We start from the raw sequence: 17,152 nt of genomic DNA on the forward strand, positions 1-17,152 counted from the left end.
ACCGCGATCTCGTCGAACGGGTTCATGCTCATCTTCACGTTGGCAATATCCACGCCGCTACCGTCCGCCTTCACGCGAACCTTCACGTTGTAATCCACCACGCGTTTGACCGGGACCAGAATCTTCAATGCCGCGCTCCTTGTAAATTCGTTGTCTCCACGTTCGACTCTCGTCGAACCGATTCATTATGGCACTCAGATGGTGCATTTATCGCACTTCAGCGCGAATCGAATCGGGAAGTTATCTCCATACGCTTCAGTATGGAGCGCGTACGGTAGCGTACGGACGAAGAATCGTCAATACTATACCGTATGGAGACACAAACAGATAAACCACGGGTTCAGCTCGACCGCGACGCATGGATTGCCGCTGCCACCGAAGTACTGGCAGAGGAAGGTATTGCCGGCTTGCGCGTCGAGGTGTTGGCGAAACGGCTGAAAGTGACCAAGGGCAGCTTCTACTGGCATTTTCAGGACCGCAGGGATCTGCTGATAGCAGTCCTGCTGCACTGGAAGGAAGGTCGTATACGCGACATCATCAAGCAGACCACAGCCGATCCAGGTCACGAGCTGGAGCAGATCTATCACGTCATCGACGTCTATAGCGCAAGTCGCAGTCGTCGGGGGATGATGATCGAACTGGCGGTTCGTGACTGGGCGAGACGTGACAGCGAGGCGGGTGCGATCGTTGCAGAGGTCGATGACGTTCGTCTGCGCTGCGCGCGCGCCTTGTTCCTGGCTTGTGGTGTGCCGATGGAGGAGGCATCGAGTCGCTGCATGCTGCTGTATGCCTATGTGTTCGGCGTTTCCCTGATGATTTACGAAAAGTTCGACACCGATGTTGCACGGCTCAAACGCGACATCGCCGATTTGATCGCTCGTTCCGCGCACGCCTCGGGCCCGGCCTGAGCAGATCGGGAGTCACTGTCAGGTAGCAGGCGCATCTGACCGGGAATTGAGGCGGGGAAAAGCTTCAACCACGTTCAGCGTAGTCTGCCGAATGACGATGTCGACCGGGATGCCACGTAAAGTCGCCAGCGTTGCGGCATAGCGTGACAGATTGGCCGGGCAGTTGCGCTGGCCCCGCCCCCAGCTGGGTGCCATGTCCGGAGCATCGGTTTCGAGCACGATGCTCTCCAGCGGAAGCTCGGTCGCCAGTTTTCGAATGCGCTGAGAACCTTCGAAGGTCATCGCTCCGCCAAAGCCGAGCTTGAATCCGAGCGCGATGAAAGCGTCAGCCTGCTGGCGACTGCCATTGAAAGCATGCGCAACACCGCCGCGCACGCGGGTCTGACGCAAGTGTTTCAGCACCTCGTCCTGCGCCCGTCGCAGATGGAGGATGACCGGAAGATCGAAACGCTGCGCCAGCTTGAGTTGAGCGGAAAAAAAATTGGCCTGGCGTTTCCTGTCCGTGACATCAATATAGAAGTCGAGTCCGATCTCGCCAACCGCAATGCAGTTCGATGTGGCCAGCTTGTGTTCCAGCGCTTCAATATCGGCATCAACGGCTTGATCAACGTACATTGGATGCAAGCCATACGCAGGCCACACGTCGGGACAGTTCCGCGCAAGTTCTGCGATACGCAAAAAACTTGCGCGGTCCACTGCAGGTACGACGAATCCACCGACACCCACAGCACGTGCTGCTGCAAGCACCTCGTTGCGGTCCGCATCGAACTCGGCCGCATCAAGGTGTATGTGACTGTCGATCAGCATCGTCGTAAAGCCGTTTCAGCGACCTTTCCAGACGGGCTTGCGTTTGCCCACGAAAGCGTCGATACCCTCTGCGGCATCCTCCGCCATCATGTTGCAGGCCATGGTCTCGGCGGCCATCTGGTAGGCCGCCTCAAGCCCCATTTCAAGCTGCCGGTAGAACATCTGCTTGCCCATGCCAATCGCGACCGGAGACTTGGCGACGATCGATGCGGCCAGGCGGGCAACCTCTTCATCGAGTTGTTCAAGCGGTACGACCCGGTTGATCAGGCCTCGGCGCTGGGCCTCATGCGCATCGATGAAATCTCCGGTAACCAGCATCTCAAAGGCCTGCTTGCGACCCATGTTGCGTGACAACCCAACACTGGGCGTGGCGCAGAACAGCCCCACATTGATACCCGATACGGCAAAACGCGCGACGTCGGCCGCAACGGCAAGATCGCACATCGACACCAGCTGACAACCCGCCGCCGTGGCAATGCCGTGGATGCGGGCGATGACCGGTTGCGGCATTTCGGTCAGCTTGACCATGAACTTGCCGCACAGCCTGAACAAATCCTGCTGAAAGGCCAGGTTGTAATTGCCACGCATCTCCTTGAGGTCATGACCGGCACAAAAAGCCTTGCCCTCCCCCGCGAGGATGACGACACGTACGGAATCGTCCTTCGAAATGACGTCGATCTCGGCAATCAATGCTTCAAGCATGGCACGCGACAGCGAATTGAACTGCAGCGGACGATTGAGCGTCAGCGTGGTGACACCGGCTTCGTCGCTTCGTAGCAGCATCGGTGCGTCCTGGGACTGCGGCATTGCACTCATTGATCTCCTCCGATATTGGTTTACGTTAACGTCAACGGCCGATCATGTTAGCGCATGATCGGCCGTTGCGGGGGATGTATGCTGCAAACATCCCCGTACCCTGCGACTACTCGAACGCAGCCGTCGACCTGGCCTGCTCACGCAGCACGAACTTCTGGATCTTGCCGGTCGAGGTCTTCGGCAGGGCGCCGAAAATCACTTTCTTCGGCACCTTGAACCCTGCCAGATGTTCGCGGCAGTGAGTCCGCATGTCGTCTTCCGACACCTCGGCACCGTCCTTCAGTTCGACGAAGGCGCAGGGAACCTCACCCCATTTCTCGTCGGGCAGGGCAACCACCGCAGCGGCCATGACAGCAGGATGACGATAGAGCGCATCCTCGACCTCGATCGACGAGATGTTCTCGCCCCCCGAGATGATCACGTCTTTGGAGCGGTCCTTGATCTTGACGTAGCCGTCCGCTTGCATGACCGCCAGATCGCCAGTGTGATACCAGCCGCCACGGAAGGATTCCTCTGTGGCTTTAGGGTTCTTCAGGTACCCCTTCATCACCAGGTTGCCGCGGAACATGATCTCGCCCATGGTTTCGTTATCCCAGGGAACGGGCTCCATCGTTTCCGGATCCAGTACGGTAATGCCTTCCTGGGCATGATAACGAACACCCTGGCGTCCATTCCTGACCACCTGTTCAGCCAGCGGCAGATCCGCCCAGTCCTCGTGTTTGGCGCAGACCGCTGCCGGGCCGTAGGTTTCGGTCAAGCCATAGACGTGAGTGATGTCAAAGCCGATCTTCGCCATGCCCTCGATGACGGCCGCCGGCGGGGGTGCTGCGGCAACCAGACCCGAAACCTTGTGGTTGATGCCCTCGCGCCAGGCTGCCGGCGCATTGGCAAGCATCGAATGCACGATGGGCGCGCCACAATAGTGGGTGACCTTGTGCTCACGGATGGCCTCGAAGATCAACCGCGGATCGACCCTGCGCAGACAGACATTCACGCCGGCATTCGCTGCAAGCGTCCAGGCAAAGCACCAGCCATTGCAGTGGAACATTGGCAGCGTCCACAGATAGACCGCGTGCGGTGGCATCCCCCAGGAAACGATGTTCGACATCGAATTCAGATAGGCGCCGCGATGGTGATAGACCACACCTTTCGGATTGCCAGTGGTGCCGGAAGTGTAGTTCAGCGAGATCGCGTCCCACTCATCCGAAGGCTGCTCCAGGACAAACTCGGGATTGCCACCGGCAAGCAGCGCCTCGTACTCCAGTGCGCCCACGCGCTCGCCCGGACCGGTGTATTCCGGATCGTCTACATCGACGACGATCATGTCCTTGCGCCCAGCGAGTTCGATCGCGGTCTTGACCATGCGCGAATACTCGCGGTCGGTGATCAATACCTTGGCCTCGCCATGATTCAGGATGAAGGCCACCCCTTCGGCATCCAGCCGGGTGTTGACGGTATTGAGCACTGCACCGCAACCTGGAACCCCGAAATGGCATTCGAACATCTCGGGCGTGTTGTTCAGCACCACGGCGACGGTGTCATTCTTGCCGACGCCAAGCTGTTTCAACGCGGAAGCGAGCCGTCGGCTGCGCTCGAACACTTCGCGCCAGGTCAGCCGTCGCTGGCCATGGATGACAGCGATACGGTCAGGATAAATATAGGCACTGCGTTCGATGAAAGTCAGCGGTGTCAGCGGCACGTAATTGGCCGGATTCTTGTCCAGGCCCGTGTCATATGGAGACATTCTGTCGGTCATGCGTTCTCCCTCAACAACATTATTGCATCGTTATAGTGGTTGAAACGCGACGGCCGCAGCCATGCAGATCAGCTACGGCATGCCGCGCCGACATTCAAATCCCGCAGCCCCTCGCCGTCAAGCCCTGCAAGCCATTGCACAAGCTGTTCGGCAAGCATGTCCGAGATCTGCAAAAAGGCCGCGACACCGCCTTCGGCAGTCGCTTCCGGCGCGACGCTGCTCAATGCGAACTCCTTACGTGCCAGCGCCTTGTCACTGCGAGCCGGTAGCCAGCTTGCCCGCAGCACTACGCGTGCTTCACTGCGTTGTTCGGTATCGAACACCTGTACGAACTCATCAAGCTCCAGCCGCAGACGGCATTCACTGGTACCGATGTTGATGCCACCGATGGCGCGCTCCAGATTGCGTGCCAGCATCTCCGGTGGATGTGCTGCCCAGCGGCTATTGGCAAAACTGCGTCGGCGGTGCGTCTGGTCCCAGGTCAGGCGGTACTGCATCGCACTGGTTTCCAACCAAGAAGGCGCCAGTAACTGGATTTGTGCCGGGACAACCTGGGCAGGCAGCGATCTTGGTGCCGTCAGCCCCAGATCGAAGCTCGCCATTGGACGCGGCGGAACACCCAACCCATTGCAGGCAGTGACAGCGATCGAAGTCAGCACGATGGCGGCAAGCTGTGGAATACGCATTTTCTGGCTCGAGAAAGATAAGGTGCGCGAAAGGCGTTTGCCCGACCGAAGTTGGCGTTCCCGGATGGTGCATTCAGCGTGGCGAATTCACGGTAAATCCAGGCTCGCCCGGTCCTGGCGCCCGCTCCCCCGGCCCGGTCAATAGCATCTGAGGCGAGGATTCGACCTCTTCGATCAAACGCCCCAGGCGGCGGGAGGTTGCGGTCAACTCGCGCAGCAACTCGTTCAGTTGCGGCAAGGTCCCGTCGATCAGGCCGTCCCCTGCAGCAAGCGCTGCGCGGTCCACCCGCTCGGACATCGCGGTAAGTCGCTCCAGCAGCACCCGCATTTCGGCAATGGTGGGTTCAGCGGCACCGGTGGTGCGCTCGAGGTTGTCCAGGGTTGCCGCCAACCGTCCGAGGTTCTCATCGTTGAAAGCGGCGCTGATGGCGGCCAGGGTGGCCGGTGCATCCTTGAAAGTTCGGTCGATCCCTGCGATCGCAGACTCCAGCCGTTCCAGCGATTTGCGCAAACGCTCGGTCGTCGTCTCATCGAAGACCAGCGAAATGCGGTCGGCAACCTCCTTGAAACGCTGTGCGGCCGCCAACGCATGATCGGCAATCTGATCGATCAGTCCGGAGTTGAGCACGATGACTGGAAGCTGCCCATCCTCAGCAGTCAAGGGCGTGGTGTCGCTTCCCCGCTCTTCAAGCTGGATATAGGCGAGCCCGGTCACCCCTTGAGTACCCAGCGAGGCCCGGGTGCTACGGGTGATGGGCAGGTCTGCCCGGATGCGGATTTTTACGAGCAGTCGGCGCGCGTCCTGAGGGTCGATGGCGATATCTGTGACCCTGCCCGCCAGCATCCCGCGATAGCGTACCGCTGCCTGCACGTTCAGCCCATTGACGGAGCCGGTGGATGCCAGCAGATATTCGCGGGTGGCTTCCCGATCCTCCGAAAACCACCACAGTGCCAACACAAGGGCGCCACCGAGCAGCAGCGCAAATAGCCCGGTTGCGATCGCGTGAGCGCGATTTTCCATTCAGATGTTCTCCTTGGCCCGCGCCAGCGCGCGACGACCGTGCTCGCCGCGAAAGAAGCGTTCGATGAAAGGATGCTCGATCAGCATCGTTTCCTCCAGAGAGGCATAACTCAGTATCTTGCGATCGGCAAGCACCGCGACCTTGCTTGACATGGCAGCCAGGGTATCCAGGTCATGAGTGACCAGCACCACGGTCAGCCCAAGCTCCCGATGCAGGGACAGGATCAGACGGACAAAGCTCGCGCTGCGATCCGGGTCAAGTCCCGCGGTGGGCTCGTCCAGCAACAGCAACTCAGGCTCCAGCGCCAGCGCCCTGGCCAGTGCCGCACGCTTGACCATTCCACCCGAAAGCTCTGCGGGCATCAGCGCAGCATGTTGTGCTTCCATCTCCACCATGGCGAGCTTCAGGCTGACCAGTTGCCGGATCTCGTCTTCGGTCGCAACGCCTAGCTCCCGCAGAGGAAAGGCAATGTTCTCGCCCACGGTGAACGCAGAGAACAAGGCCCCTTGCTGAAACAATACGCCAAACCGGCGTTTGCGATTCACCTGATCGTCGATCGAACCACCATCCAGCGGTTCGCCAAACAGTCTGACCTGGCCCGCCGCTGGCTGGGTCAGGCCAATGATGTGACGCAACAGCGTGGTCTTGCCGCTGCCGGAACCGCCGACCAGGGCCACGATCTCGCCACGTGCAATGTCCAGATTCAGTCCGTCGTGTACCAGATTCGACCCGAAACGGGTAACCACGTCCGACAGGGAGACCACTGTCTCGCTCATACCGGCACACCAATCGAACGCGTTGCGATTGCGAATACCGCATCCACCAGGATCACGAGCGTGATGGATGACACCACCGATGCCGTGGTGTTGGCCGACAGACTTTCGGTATTCGGCCGCACACGCAGGCCAAAGTGGCAGGCGACCATCGAGATCAGCAAACCAAACACTGCACCCTTGGCAAGGCCGATATATACGTTGGAAATCGGCACCACCCGGGGCAGGGTCTCCAGAAAGAACCCGAAACTCAACCCAAGCTCGATCCACGCCGACACCATGCCACCGAACAAGGCCACCGAGGATGTCCAGAGCACCAGCAGCGGCATGGCCAGCGTCAGTGCAATGACTTTAGGCAGGATCAGGCGCAGGGTTCGTGAGACGCCCATCGCGGTCAGCGCATCAATTTCCTCGGTCACCCTCATGACACCGAGCTGAGCGGTCATTGCCGAGCCGGAGCGTCCCGCAACCAGCACCGAGACCAGCACAGGCCCCAACTCGCGGATGATGCCCAGCCCCAGGATGTTGACGATGAAGATATCAGCGCCAAATGCCTTCAATTGCAAGGCCGAAAGATACGACAGCACCACACCAATCAAGAAACCCACCAGCGCGGTCACCGGCATCGCCTTGACCCCAACTTTGTACAGGTTGGCAGAGATTTCCAGTACCGGCCAATCCCGCGGGCGTCGCATCAGATGTGCGATATCGAGCAGCAAGCGCCCCAGCAAGGCGATGAAGGCCAGCAAGTGATCACGAAACAGGAATATCACCTGGCCTACATGCGCAAGCGCATCCAGCGGGCCAAAACGCCTGGCAGGCGGCAAGGGTTTTGTTGCGGAGTCAGCAATCCGCTCGATGATGGCGCGATGTGCTGCGGAAACCTCGATCCCTGCTGGCCACTGTTGTGCCCAGGCCCCCCATAGCAAGGCAGCGCCAAAGCTGTCGAGTCGCGACAGCTGTTCAAGATGCCAGCGCTCACCGGCCGACGCGCCTGAGAGTTGCTTGCGCAGCACGTCGACACGTGGCCGCAAAGCCTGCAAGGTCCAGTTCCCGCTGGCAGTCCACGTGCCTGAGGCGGGATCCCGACTCAAGGCGGGGGGCGAATCACCGCTCATGAAGGACGTCAGACGGCAACGCTACGCGGCGCGGTGGATCGTACGTACAAGCCGCGCCCAACCGAAATCCACTGCCGTTGCTCTTCGTCCAATGCTGCGGCAGTCAAAGGAAGCTTCTGCAACCAGCCAACCGGCGTATTGACCGAAAACCCCCTTCCCTCCCGGGTCATCGTGATCGGCGGCACACCGCGCGTATCCCGTGCCCGGTGGATCACCACGGCAAGCCTGAGGCAGGCGATCAACGTCCAGTCGGGGCTGGTCGGGTCAATGGCGGCAACGCGCTCGAGCTTGCCACGATGTGCCAGCACAATGCGCGACAGACGCCCCTGATCCATCCGCGAGAATCCTGGCATGTCGGCATTGGCAAGAATGTAGGCGCTGTGCTTGTGATAACTGGAGTGCGCAACCGAAATTCCGATCTCATGCATCATCGCCGCCCAGTGCAGAAAGCGGTGGTCGAGGCTTTCCGGAGCGGCGGCCGTCGGGTCGACCTGTGACAGCAGATACGTGGCTGTGGCTGCAACCTGCTGCGCCTGGCGCTGATCGACCCGGTAACGGGCCACAAAGGCCGCGACCGTAGCGTCACGCAGATCATGGTGATGGTAGCGCCCCAGCAGGTCGTAAAGCACACCCTGGCGCAAGGCTCCCTCCGAAAACACCATGCGTTCCAGGCCGAACTCCTTGAATACCGCGCTCATGATCGAAAACCCGCCCAGAATGACCGGAATCCGGTCACCTCTCAGGCCGGGGAGATCCAGCGCCTCGACATGGCCAGCCCGCAGGAAGAGCGTCTTGAGTTTCTCCAGGCCATCACGGGTGATACCGCCGGACGACAAACCATTCTGTTCAAGAATCTCGACCAAGGCCTTGGCCGAACCGGATGAACCGACCGCCTCCTCCCATCCGGTCTCGCGATAGACGTGGGCAATGGCCTGCAACTCACGTCGAGCCGCCAACTCGGCCTCCTTGAGGCCACGCTTGTCGATACGGCCTTCTGGAAAATACTTCAGGCTGTAGCCCACGCAACCCATGTACAGCGACTCGAGCAGCAGAGGTTCAAAGCTCTTGCCGATGATGAACTCGGTGGAGCCGCCACCGATATCCACAACCAGTTGCTGCTTGTGCGGGTCTGGCAGCGTGTGGGCCACACCGACATAGATCAGGCGAGCCTCTTCGCGGCCGGCGATGACTTCGATTGGAAAACCGAGTGCCGCTTCGGCACGGATCAGGAACTCCTGTGCATTCTTCGCCACCCGCAGGGTGTTGGTCGCCACAACCCTGACCGAATCACGAGGGAAACCGTTCAGGCGCTCATTGAAACGACGCAAGGCGGCCACACCACGCTGCTGAGCCTCCATGTCCAGCCATTTTTCGGGCGACAGCCCCGCAGCCAGTCGAACCGCCTCCTTGAGGCCATCCAGTGGGTAGATCTGGTCATTGACGATACGCCCCACCTGGAGGCGAAAACTGTTGGAGCCGAGGTCGATCGCAGCGATCAGGTCTTGCATCATGATGGGCAGGTAGCCGCCGGGGACAAACGCATTGGGGCACACATTCTAGCATCTGCGCAGATCAATCCGACGACTCGAAAATACATGAACAAAACGTATCTGTGTCATTGAAATGTAATGGAAATGTCACATAATCTCGAAAACTCACCCGTGCGGATGAACCATGTACAGACCGGCCCCAGCCAATCGCTACCCCAAAGAGCACTTCATCAACCGCGAACTCTCGTTGCTGCAGTTTCAACGGCGGGTGCTCGCACAAGCTGCCGACGTCAATGTTCCCCTGCTTGAGCGGCTGCGGTTTCTCTGCATCGTATCGAGCAATCTGGATGAGTTCTTCGAAATCCGCGTTTCGGGCATCAAGGAGCAGATCCGGCTTGGTAGCCGGGCGTCCGGAAACGATGGCATTCCGCCAACAGAACTGCTCTCCAGGGTCAGTACGGAAGTCCACGAGATCATCGCTGACCAGTATGAGATGCTGAACGACGACATCCTTCCCGCGCTTGCGGGCGAAGGCATTGTCTTCCTGCGCCGCAGCCTGTGGAACGATGCACAACGAGCCTGGATCCGCGAGTATTTCCAGCGTGAAGTCATGCCGGTGCTGACACCCATCGGGCTGGATCCGGCGCACCCCTTTCCTCGTGTGCTCAACAAGAGCCTGAACTTTGCTGTCGAACTCGAAGGCCGTGACGCGTTTGGACGTGATTCGGGGACCGCCATCGTGCAGGCTCCTCGGGTTCTGCCACGTGTCATCCGGCTGCCGGCCGAACTGAGCACGGCCGAGTACAGCTTTGTCTTCCTGTCCTCAGTGCTGCATGCGCATGTGGGCGACTTGTTCAGCGGCATGAACGTGCTCGGTTGCTACCAGTTCCGGGTCACCCGCAACTCGGACCTGTTTGTCGATGAAGAAGAAGTCAAGGATCTGCGTGCATCGTTGAAGGGCGAACTTCAACAGCGCCACTTCGGTGACGCCGTGCGGCTTGAGGTCGCCGACAACTGCTCCGCGGAAATGGCGGACTTCCTGCTGCAGCACTTCCGCCTGGAGCGCGCCGATCTGTACCGCACCCCCGGCATCGTCAACCTGGTTCGCCTCATGCAGGTGCCTGACTGGGTGGAGCGGCCGGATCTGAAGTATGGCAACTTCCTGCCCGGGCTACCCAAGGTGCTCGACAAGCGCGAGGAGATCTTCTCCGCAATTCGCAAGCAGGACATCCTGCTGCATCACCCCTTCCAGAGCTTTGCGCCCGTGATCGAGCTACTGCGCGCTGCTGCCGACGACCCTCAGGTCGTTGCCATCAAGATGACGGTGTACCGGACGGGAACAGACTCGGTACTGATGGAGCATCTGGTACGTGCCGCACAGAAGGGCAAGGAAGTGACGGTGGTGCTTGAGCTGATGGCCCGCTTCGACGAAGAGGCCAACATCTCATGGGCGAACCGGCTTGAGGAAGTGGGCGTACACGTGGTGTATGGCGTTTTCGGCTACAAGGTGCATGCCAAACTGTTGATGCTGGTGCGCCGGGAGGATGACGGTCTGCGCCGTTATGTGCATCTTGGCACTGGCAACTACCACCCGCGCACAACCCGGTTCTACACCGACTTTGGCCTGCTGACCTGCAACCCGGAAATCAGCGAAGACGTGGCTGAGGTCTTCAAGCAGCTCACCGGCCTGGGCCAGGCGACGACGCTTAAACACCTGTGGCAGGCCCCGTTCTCGTTGCAACCCAATGTCGTCGCAGCCATTGGTCGCGAGGCAGAAATTGCTGCCGCTGGCCGTCGTGGCCGCATCATTGCCAAGATGAATGCGCTGCTAGAGCCTGAAACCATCGAAGCGCTGTATGCCGCATCGCAAGCGGGTGTCGAAATCGACCTGATCATCCGCGGCCCCTGCGCACTGCGTCCGGGCGTGCCGGGACTGTCGGACAACATCCGGGTGCGTTCCGTGATCGGGCGCTTTCTGGAACACCACCGGATCTTTCACTTCCATGCCGATGGTGAGGACCAGATGTATCTGTCGAGCGCAGACTGGATGGATCGCAACTTCTTCCGCCGGATCGAGATCGCCTTCCCGGTGCTCGACTCAAGGGTCAAGCGCCGGGTCATGAAGGAAGGCCTACGCCCCTATCTGGGTGATAACTGCCAGTCCTGGGAGATGCAGCAGGAAGGCGGCTACCGGCGTAAATCCGCACGCGGCACACGCCGTGCTGCGCAGTTGATCCTGCTGCAGGAACTGGCGGGGCGCTGATCCAAAGACAGTGGCGCGAACCCTTCAGGCTCGCGCCACTGTCTGCATGCAGGCCGACGCCGTGCGGCCGTCGCTTACTTGCGCTGCGCGTCAATGACGCCCTTGACCTCGCGTATCAGCGTAATCGCACGCTGCAACTGGGTGATGCCGCCCACCTCCATGGTAAAGCGCATGTAGGCCGTACCTTTTTTGGTGAGGGTATTGACCGCGGTGACATTGAGTTTTTCGCGGGACAGCACTTCCGAGATATCGCGCAACAAGCCCTGACGATCCATCGCCTGAACCGCGATATCTACCGGAAATAGCGCCTGACGATTGTTGTACGCCTGGTCGCCCCACTCCGCCGCGATCACCCGTTCCGGGTGACGCTTGACGAGTAACTGAAAGTCCTGGCAGTCGACGCGGTGAATCGAGATGCCCCGCCCACGTGTTACGAAGCCTTCGATCGCGTCCGGCGGCGCCGGTTTGCAGCAGCGCGACAGCGAGGTCAAGAGTTTGCCAACCCCCACGATCAGGATCTTGTCCGAACTGTCACCCGAGCGACTACGACCAACAACGATCTCGGGTTCGGCCACGGGTTCGGCCACCACATCGCCCTCGCGCAGCGCCATCTGCACGGCACGTGGCCCGATTTCGCCGCGCCCTGCAGCCAGATACAGCGCATCGGCGTTCTTGAACCCCATGCGGTCCGCCAATCCGTCGATGTTGGCCTGCGCATGACCATCACGTTGCATTTCGCGGGTCACAAAGCTGCGCCCACGCGCGAGCAATTCCTCTTCGTCCTGCGCACTGAAGTACTGCTTGATCTTGGTGCGGGCACGTGAAGTCACGACGTAATGCTGACGCGGATCGAGCCAGTCGCGCGACGGCCCGCCTTCCTTGGTGGTGGAGATCTCCACCGTCTGCCCGCTCTCGAGCGGCGTATTCAAGGGGACAAGGTGACCATCCACCTTGGCGCCGCGACAACGGTGCCCCAGATCGGTGTGCAGACGATAGGCGAAGTCAACCGGCGTGGCGCCACGCGGCAGATCCACCACCCTGCCCTGCGGCGTCAACACATACAGCGTGTCGTCCAGTGAGGCGCGCTTGAACTGCTCCAGCCACTGGGCAGAATCCGCAACCTCATCTCGCCACGACAGCAGATTGCGCAACAGCGCGATCTTGTCATCGTAGTCGCCCGTCGGCCCGCTGCCTTCCTTGTAGCGCCAGTGGGCGGCAATGCCGAGCTCCGCATGACGATGCATGTCGTAGGTCCGGATCTGGACCTCCAGCGCACGGCCGTCACCGGCCAGCACTGCAGTGTGCAGCGACTGGTAGTTGTTGCCCTTGGGCTTGGTGATGTAATCGTCGAACTCTTTGTTGATCGGCTGCCAGATCTGATGCACCAGGCCAAGCACGGTATAACAATCGCGGACTTCATCCACCAGAACCCGCAAGGCGCGGATGTCGTACACCTGGGAGAAATCCAGGCGTTTTGCACGCATCTTGTTGTAGATGCTGTAAATATGCTTCGGCCGCCCGAAAATCTCGGCCTTGATGCCAACCGCCGCAATTTCGCTGCGCAGGCGTTCGATCGCGGAGTGGATGAACTCCTCGCGCTCCGAACGACGCTCATCGAGCATCTTGGCGATACGTTTATAGGTTTCCGGCTCGAGAAAGCGGAAGGAGAGATCCTCCAGTTCCCATTTCAATTGCCAGACCCCCAGCCGGTTGGCTAGTGGTGCATAGATATCCAGACTCTCACGCGCCACATCGGGTCGGCTATCGCTTGGCACCTCGGTGTAATAACGCAGCGTCTGGGTGCGCGAAGCGATACGCAGCAACACCACGCGGATGTCCTCGACCATCGCCAGCAACATCTTGCGCAAGGTCTCGGTCTGGGCCCGGATTTCGGGACCGGAGGCCGTGGTAGTCATGCGGGTGAGAACACGCAGACCATTGAGTTTGCGCAAACCTTCGACCAAGCGTGCGACATGGGTGCCGAAGCGGGCTTCGACCTCGGCGTAGGCATCGGCCTCGACGTACTCGCCAATCGAGAACAACAAGGCAGCGATCCGCGAATCCGCATCGAGCCGCAGCGAGGTCACGATCAAAGCCATACCCAGAGCATGAGTCCAGACCGACTCACCCGTACCGAGCACCCGATCCTCGTAGGCTTCGGCGGCCATTTCCAGCGCCTCCTCGATACGGGTACGCTCGGCCGGAGCCAAGCCCTCGGCAAGAAGATCGATGGGCGGCGAAGCCGAGTCCTGAGAGATTGCGTGGGTAACGTAAACCATGACGCGATTATCCCATATCACCCACATTGCGGTGTTACCATCCCGGTGTCGACCCGAAGATGCTGCAGGCATCTCCCACCTTGCCAACGGTAGCCCCATGGAAGGCGTTCAGCGCTCGAACTCCACCCCCGCTCGCAAGATCCGGCTGCGCTGGTTCCTGCTCCCGCTGGCGCTTGCCGCCATCGTCGCTGCGGCTGCCTGGGTACTGGACGAAATCGAGCATTCGCACTTTCAGGCAGCCCATCTCAACCGCATTGCCAGCGAAGCCAGTTTTTCGCTTGAACCCGGGCGTGGGGCGCTCCTGCACGCACCGACCGGCCCCTACGACACCCGTTTCGGCTACAACCAGATACCGGCCTTTATCGAGCGCCTGTTGCAGCGTGGCTACACTGTCACCCACCAGGCCCGGCCATCCGCGCGTCTGCTGGCACTCTCCGATCTGGGGTTGTTCCCTGTCTACCGCGAGAAGAACCAGGGCGGACTTGAGCTGCTGGATTGCCGTGATCAACGGCTTCAGGTTTCGCGTTTCCCCGAACGCATCTATGCCCGTTTTGAAGAGGTGCCACAGCTTCTTGTCGACAGCCTGCTGTTTATCGAAAACCGCGAACTGCTGGCTGCTGACCGGCCCTACCGCAATCCCGCGGTTGAATGGAACCGCTTCGCGCGTGCGGCGCTCGACCAGTTGATCGGCTTGGTCCGCCCCGATCACAGCAAACCCGGTGGTAGCACGCTGGCTACCCAGATCGAGAAATATCGTCATTCACCTGATGGCCGTACCGGTTCCCGCGAAGAAAAACTACGGCAGATGGCCACCGCCTCGGTGCGAGCCTATCTGGATGGCGAACAGAACTTTACCGCGCGACAACGTATCGTCACCGATTACCTCAATACAGTGCCCTTGTCAGCAAAATCCGGGTTCGGAGAAGTCAATGGCCTCGGTGACGGTTTGTGGGCATGGTATGGACGCGATTTTGCCGAGGTGAATCGTCTGCTTGCCGATACCCCCCCTGTCACCACAGGGGCTCCTGCACCGGAAACCGATTTGGCTGAGCGTGCACTGGCCTACAAGCAGGCCTTGTCCCTGATGATCGCACAGCGCCGCCCATCTTTTTACCTTGCTGGAAACGCACGCTCGCTGGGCAGTCTGACCGACAGCCATCTGCGATTGCTGGCACAGGCTGGGCTGATACAGCCTGCCCTGCGTGATGCCGCACTGGCCCAGACGCTGACCTTGCGCGATGGTCCTGCACTTCCGCCCCAGTCCGATTTCGTCACCCGGAAGGCCAGCAACAGCTTACGAACGCACCTGTCCGGCCAGTTGGGTGTTCCACGCTTTTACGACCTCGATAGACTCGATCTGAGCGTGACCAGCACCCTGCACGGGCAAGTTCAGTCCGCCGTCGGCACCTTGCTGCGTGAGATCGCCGATCCAGTGCGCGCCAATCAGCTTGGCCTTGTCGGCGGCAGAATGTTTGCCCCTGGACAGGACCCCTCCCGGGTGCTGTTCAGCTTTACGCTGTATGAACGTTCCGGCAACAGCAATCTGCTGCGCATCCAGACCGACAGTTACGATCAGCCTTTCGACATCAATGAAGGTGCGAAGCTCGATCTGGGCTCGACGGCAAAGCTGCGCACCTTGGTGAACTATCTCGAAGTCATCGCCGAACTGCATCAATACTACGGCGCGCTGGATCTCGAGCAGTTGCGCCAGACCCCGCGTCCGCGGAACAACCCACTGGCCGCGTGGGCGCTGGACTACCTGAGCAACACCGACGAGCGCTCACTGGGCGCCATGCTGGATGCTGCGATGGAACGAAATTACTCGGCAAGCCCGGCCGAGCAGTTTTTCACCGGCGGCGGTCTGCACCGGTTCAACAATTTCAACCGCGATGATGACAACAAGGTAATGAGCGTGAAGGTTGCCTTCCGCCATTCCGTCAATCTTGTCTTCATTCGCATGATGCGGGATATCGTCCGCCATACCATCGCGCAGAATCCAGCAGCGGCCGACATCTTCGAGGATCCTGACGATCCACGCCGTCGCGAGTATCTCGAACGCTTTGCCGATCGTGAGGGCCAGGTGTTCCTCAATGGCTTCTTCCGCAAGTACCAGGGGCGGCAGGGTCTGGCCGCACTCGATCATCTGCTCGACGGTCTGCGTCTGACGCCGCGCCGGCTTGCCGTCATCCTCAGGTCGGTGCTCCCCGAAGCCGATGAGGCCCAGTTCGCCACGCTGATGCGAGACCGCCTGCCAGAAGGTCGTCAGCTCGGCGATGCCGAGTTGAGCAACCTATACACCCGTTTTGGACGTGACCGCTTCGGCTTGCCGGACCGAGGCTACCTAGCCGGTGTTCATCCACTGGAGCTCTGGCTGGTAGAGTTCCTGCAGGCCCATCCCGGTGCCACCCGATCGCAGGTCGTCAGCGCCAGTGTGGACGAGCGCCGCGAGGTCTACACGTGGTTGTTCCGGACGCGTCATCGTAACGCCCAGGATGTACGCATCCGCAGTCTGCTCGAAGTCGAGGCCTTCATCGATATCGCCCGGCGCTGGCACCGTCTGGGCTATCCGTTCGAAACGCTCACCCCGTCCTATGCCAGTTCCATCGGCAGCTCGGCAGACCGCCCCGCTGCACTTTCCGAGCTGGTTGGCATTCTGCTTAACGACGGCAAGCGCCTCCCGATACAACGGATCGAGTCGCTGCATTTCGCTGCCGATACGCCTTATGAAACCCGTTTGGCCAGGTTGCCCGGTACGCCGGAGCAAGTGCTGCCCCCCGAACTGGCGAGGGTGGCTCGCGAAGCACTGATTGATGTGGCCAATGCAGGTACGGCCAGACGGCTGGCGGGGGCTTTCGTCGACCCGACGGGCAAGCCGATCACCGTCGGCGGTAAAACCGGAACAGGCGATCACCGCTATGACGTCTATGGGCGGGGTGGTCAACTGGTCAGTTCGCGCGTGGTCACGCGCTCCGCAACACTGGTGTTCATGATCGGCGATCGCTTCTTCGGCACGCTGACCGCATACGTTGGCGAACCCCATGCAGCAAGCTACCAGTTCACCAGTGGACTCGCGGTCCAGTTGCTGGCGCGTGGCATTGCACCACTGCTTCAACCGCTGTTGCATGAAGATGCGGCCAAGGCCTGCAAGCCTGCTGCCGACGCAGAAGCCGCCTCCTGATCTTCCGTGACAGATAGGACCATCGTCGCAGCCCCCAGCGGGATTGCATCCCGCCC

The 17,152-nt window shown here is 60.3% G+C and carries 12 protein-coding genes and 1 pseudogene; 3 read left to right on the forward strand and 10 right to left on the reverse strand.

The genetic code is table 11. From position 1 onward, the window contains the following. Positions 1 to 128 (reverse strand): annotated as a pseudogene (locus DNK49_RS18520) (electron transfer flavoprotein subunit beta/FixA family protein); the annotation flags it as partial. A 183-nt stretch (positions 129 to 311) separates the two neighbouring features. On the opposite strand from DNK49_RS18520, the gene DNK49_RS18525 reads away from it, so the two are divergent. Continuing rightward, positions 312 to 908 (forward strand): TetR/AcrR family transcriptional regulator, encoded by a 597-nt coding sequence (locus tag DNK49_RS18525; protein ID WP_110528073.1) that lies wholly within the window; start codon positions 312 to 314, stop codon positions 906 to 908. An 18-nt stretch (positions 909 to 926) separates the two neighbouring features. Here the strand turns inward: DNK49_RS18525 and DNK49_RS18530 are convergent, their stop codons facing one another. The 8 genes from DNK49_RS18530 to ppx all read right to left on the reverse strand — a co-directional run bounded on the left by DNK49_RS18530 (position 927) and on the right by ppx (position 9,397). After that, a complete protein-coding gene (locus DNK49_RS18530) occupies positions 927 to 1,715 on the reverse strand; it encodes a TatD family hydrolase (RefSeq protein ID WP_110528075.1) in 789 nt (262 codons plus the stop codon). A 15-nt stretch (positions 1,716 to 1,730) separates the two neighbouring features. Then, positions 1,731 to 2,531: an enoyl-CoA hydratase gene (locus DNK49_RS18535; protein WP_110528078.1), complete on the reverse strand. Its 801-nt coding sequence runs from the start codon at positions 2,529 to 2,531 to the stop codon at positions 1,731 to 1,733. A 106-nt stretch (positions 2,532 to 2,637) separates the two neighbouring features. Beyond that, positions 2,638 to 4,287: an acyl-CoA synthetase gene (locus tag DNK49_RS18540; RefSeq protein WP_110528081.1), complete on the reverse strand. Its 1,650-nt coding sequence runs from the start codon at positions 4,285 to 4,287 to the stop codon at positions 2,638 to 2,640. A 68-nt stretch (positions 4,288 to 4,355) separates the two neighbouring features. After that, positions 4,356 to 4,973: an ABC-type transport auxiliary lipoprotein family protein gene (locus DNK49_RS18545; RefSeq protein ID WP_110528084.1), complete on the reverse strand. Its 618-nt coding sequence runs from the start codon at positions 4,971 to 4,973 to the stop codon at positions 4,356 to 4,358. A 73-nt stretch (positions 4,974 to 5,046) separates the two neighbouring features. Beyond that, positions 5,047 to 5,994: an MlaD family protein gene (locus tag DNK49_RS18550; protein ID WP_110528087.1), complete on the reverse strand. Its 948-nt coding sequence runs from the start codon at positions 5,992 to 5,994 to the stop codon at positions 5,047 to 5,049. Beyond that, a complete protein-coding gene (locus DNK49_RS18555; protein ID WP_110528090.1) occupies positions 5,995 to 6,771 on the reverse strand; it encodes an ABC transporter ATP-binding protein in 777 nt (258 codons plus the stop codon). It lies immediately after the preceding gene. Further along, the gene (locus DNK49_RS18560) at positions 6,768 to 7,886 is read right to left on the reverse strand and encodes an MlaE family ABC transporter permease (RefSeq protein ID WP_110528093.1); all 1,119 of its coding nucleotides are present in this window, start codon (positions 7,884 to 7,886) and stop codon (positions 6,768 to 6,770) included. The genes DNK49_RS18555 and DNK49_RS18560 overlap by 4 nt, the downstream gene beginning before the upstream one ends. Before the next feature lie 8 nt (positions 7,887 to 7,894). After that, positions 7,895 to 9,397 (reverse strand): exopolyphosphatase, encoded by a 1,503-nt coding sequence (gene ppx, locus DNK49_RS18565; protein ID WP_110528319.1) that lies wholly within the window; start codon positions 9,395 to 9,397, stop codon positions 7,895 to 7,897. A gap of 163 nt (positions 9,398 to 9,560) precedes the next feature. Here ppx and ppk1 point away from each other — a divergent pair, with 163 nt between their 5' ends. Further along, a complete protein-coding gene (ppk1, locus tag DNK49_RS18570; RefSeq protein ID WP_110528096.1) occupies positions 9,561 to 11,639 on the forward strand; it encodes a polyphosphate kinase 1 in 2,079 nt (692 codons plus the stop codon). Positions 11,640 to 11,713: 74 nt separating this feature from the next. Here the strand turns inward: ppk1 and DNK49_RS18575 are convergent, their stop codons facing one another. Then, a complete protein-coding gene (locus tag DNK49_RS18575; protein WP_110528099.1) occupies positions 11,714 to 13,918 on the reverse strand; it encodes a RelA/SpoT family protein in 2,205 nt (734 codons plus the stop codon). A 97-nt stretch (positions 13,919 to 14,015) separates the two neighbouring features. On the opposite strand from DNK49_RS18575, the gene DNK49_RS18580 reads away from it, so the two are divergent. Next, positions 14,016 to 17,096: a transglycosylase domain-containing protein gene (locus DNK49_RS18580; RefSeq protein WP_110528101.1), complete on the forward strand. Its 3,081-nt coding sequence runs from the start codon at positions 14,016 to 14,018 to the stop codon at positions 17,094 to 17,096. Positions 17,097 to 17,152: the final 56 nt, after the last annotated feature.

This window comes from Parazoarcus communis SWub3 = DSM 12120, from assembly GCF_003226565.1.
Taxonomy (GTDB): Bacteria; Pseudomonadota; Gammaproteobacteria; order Burkholderiales; family Rhodocyclaceae; genus Parazoarcus; species Parazoarcus communis.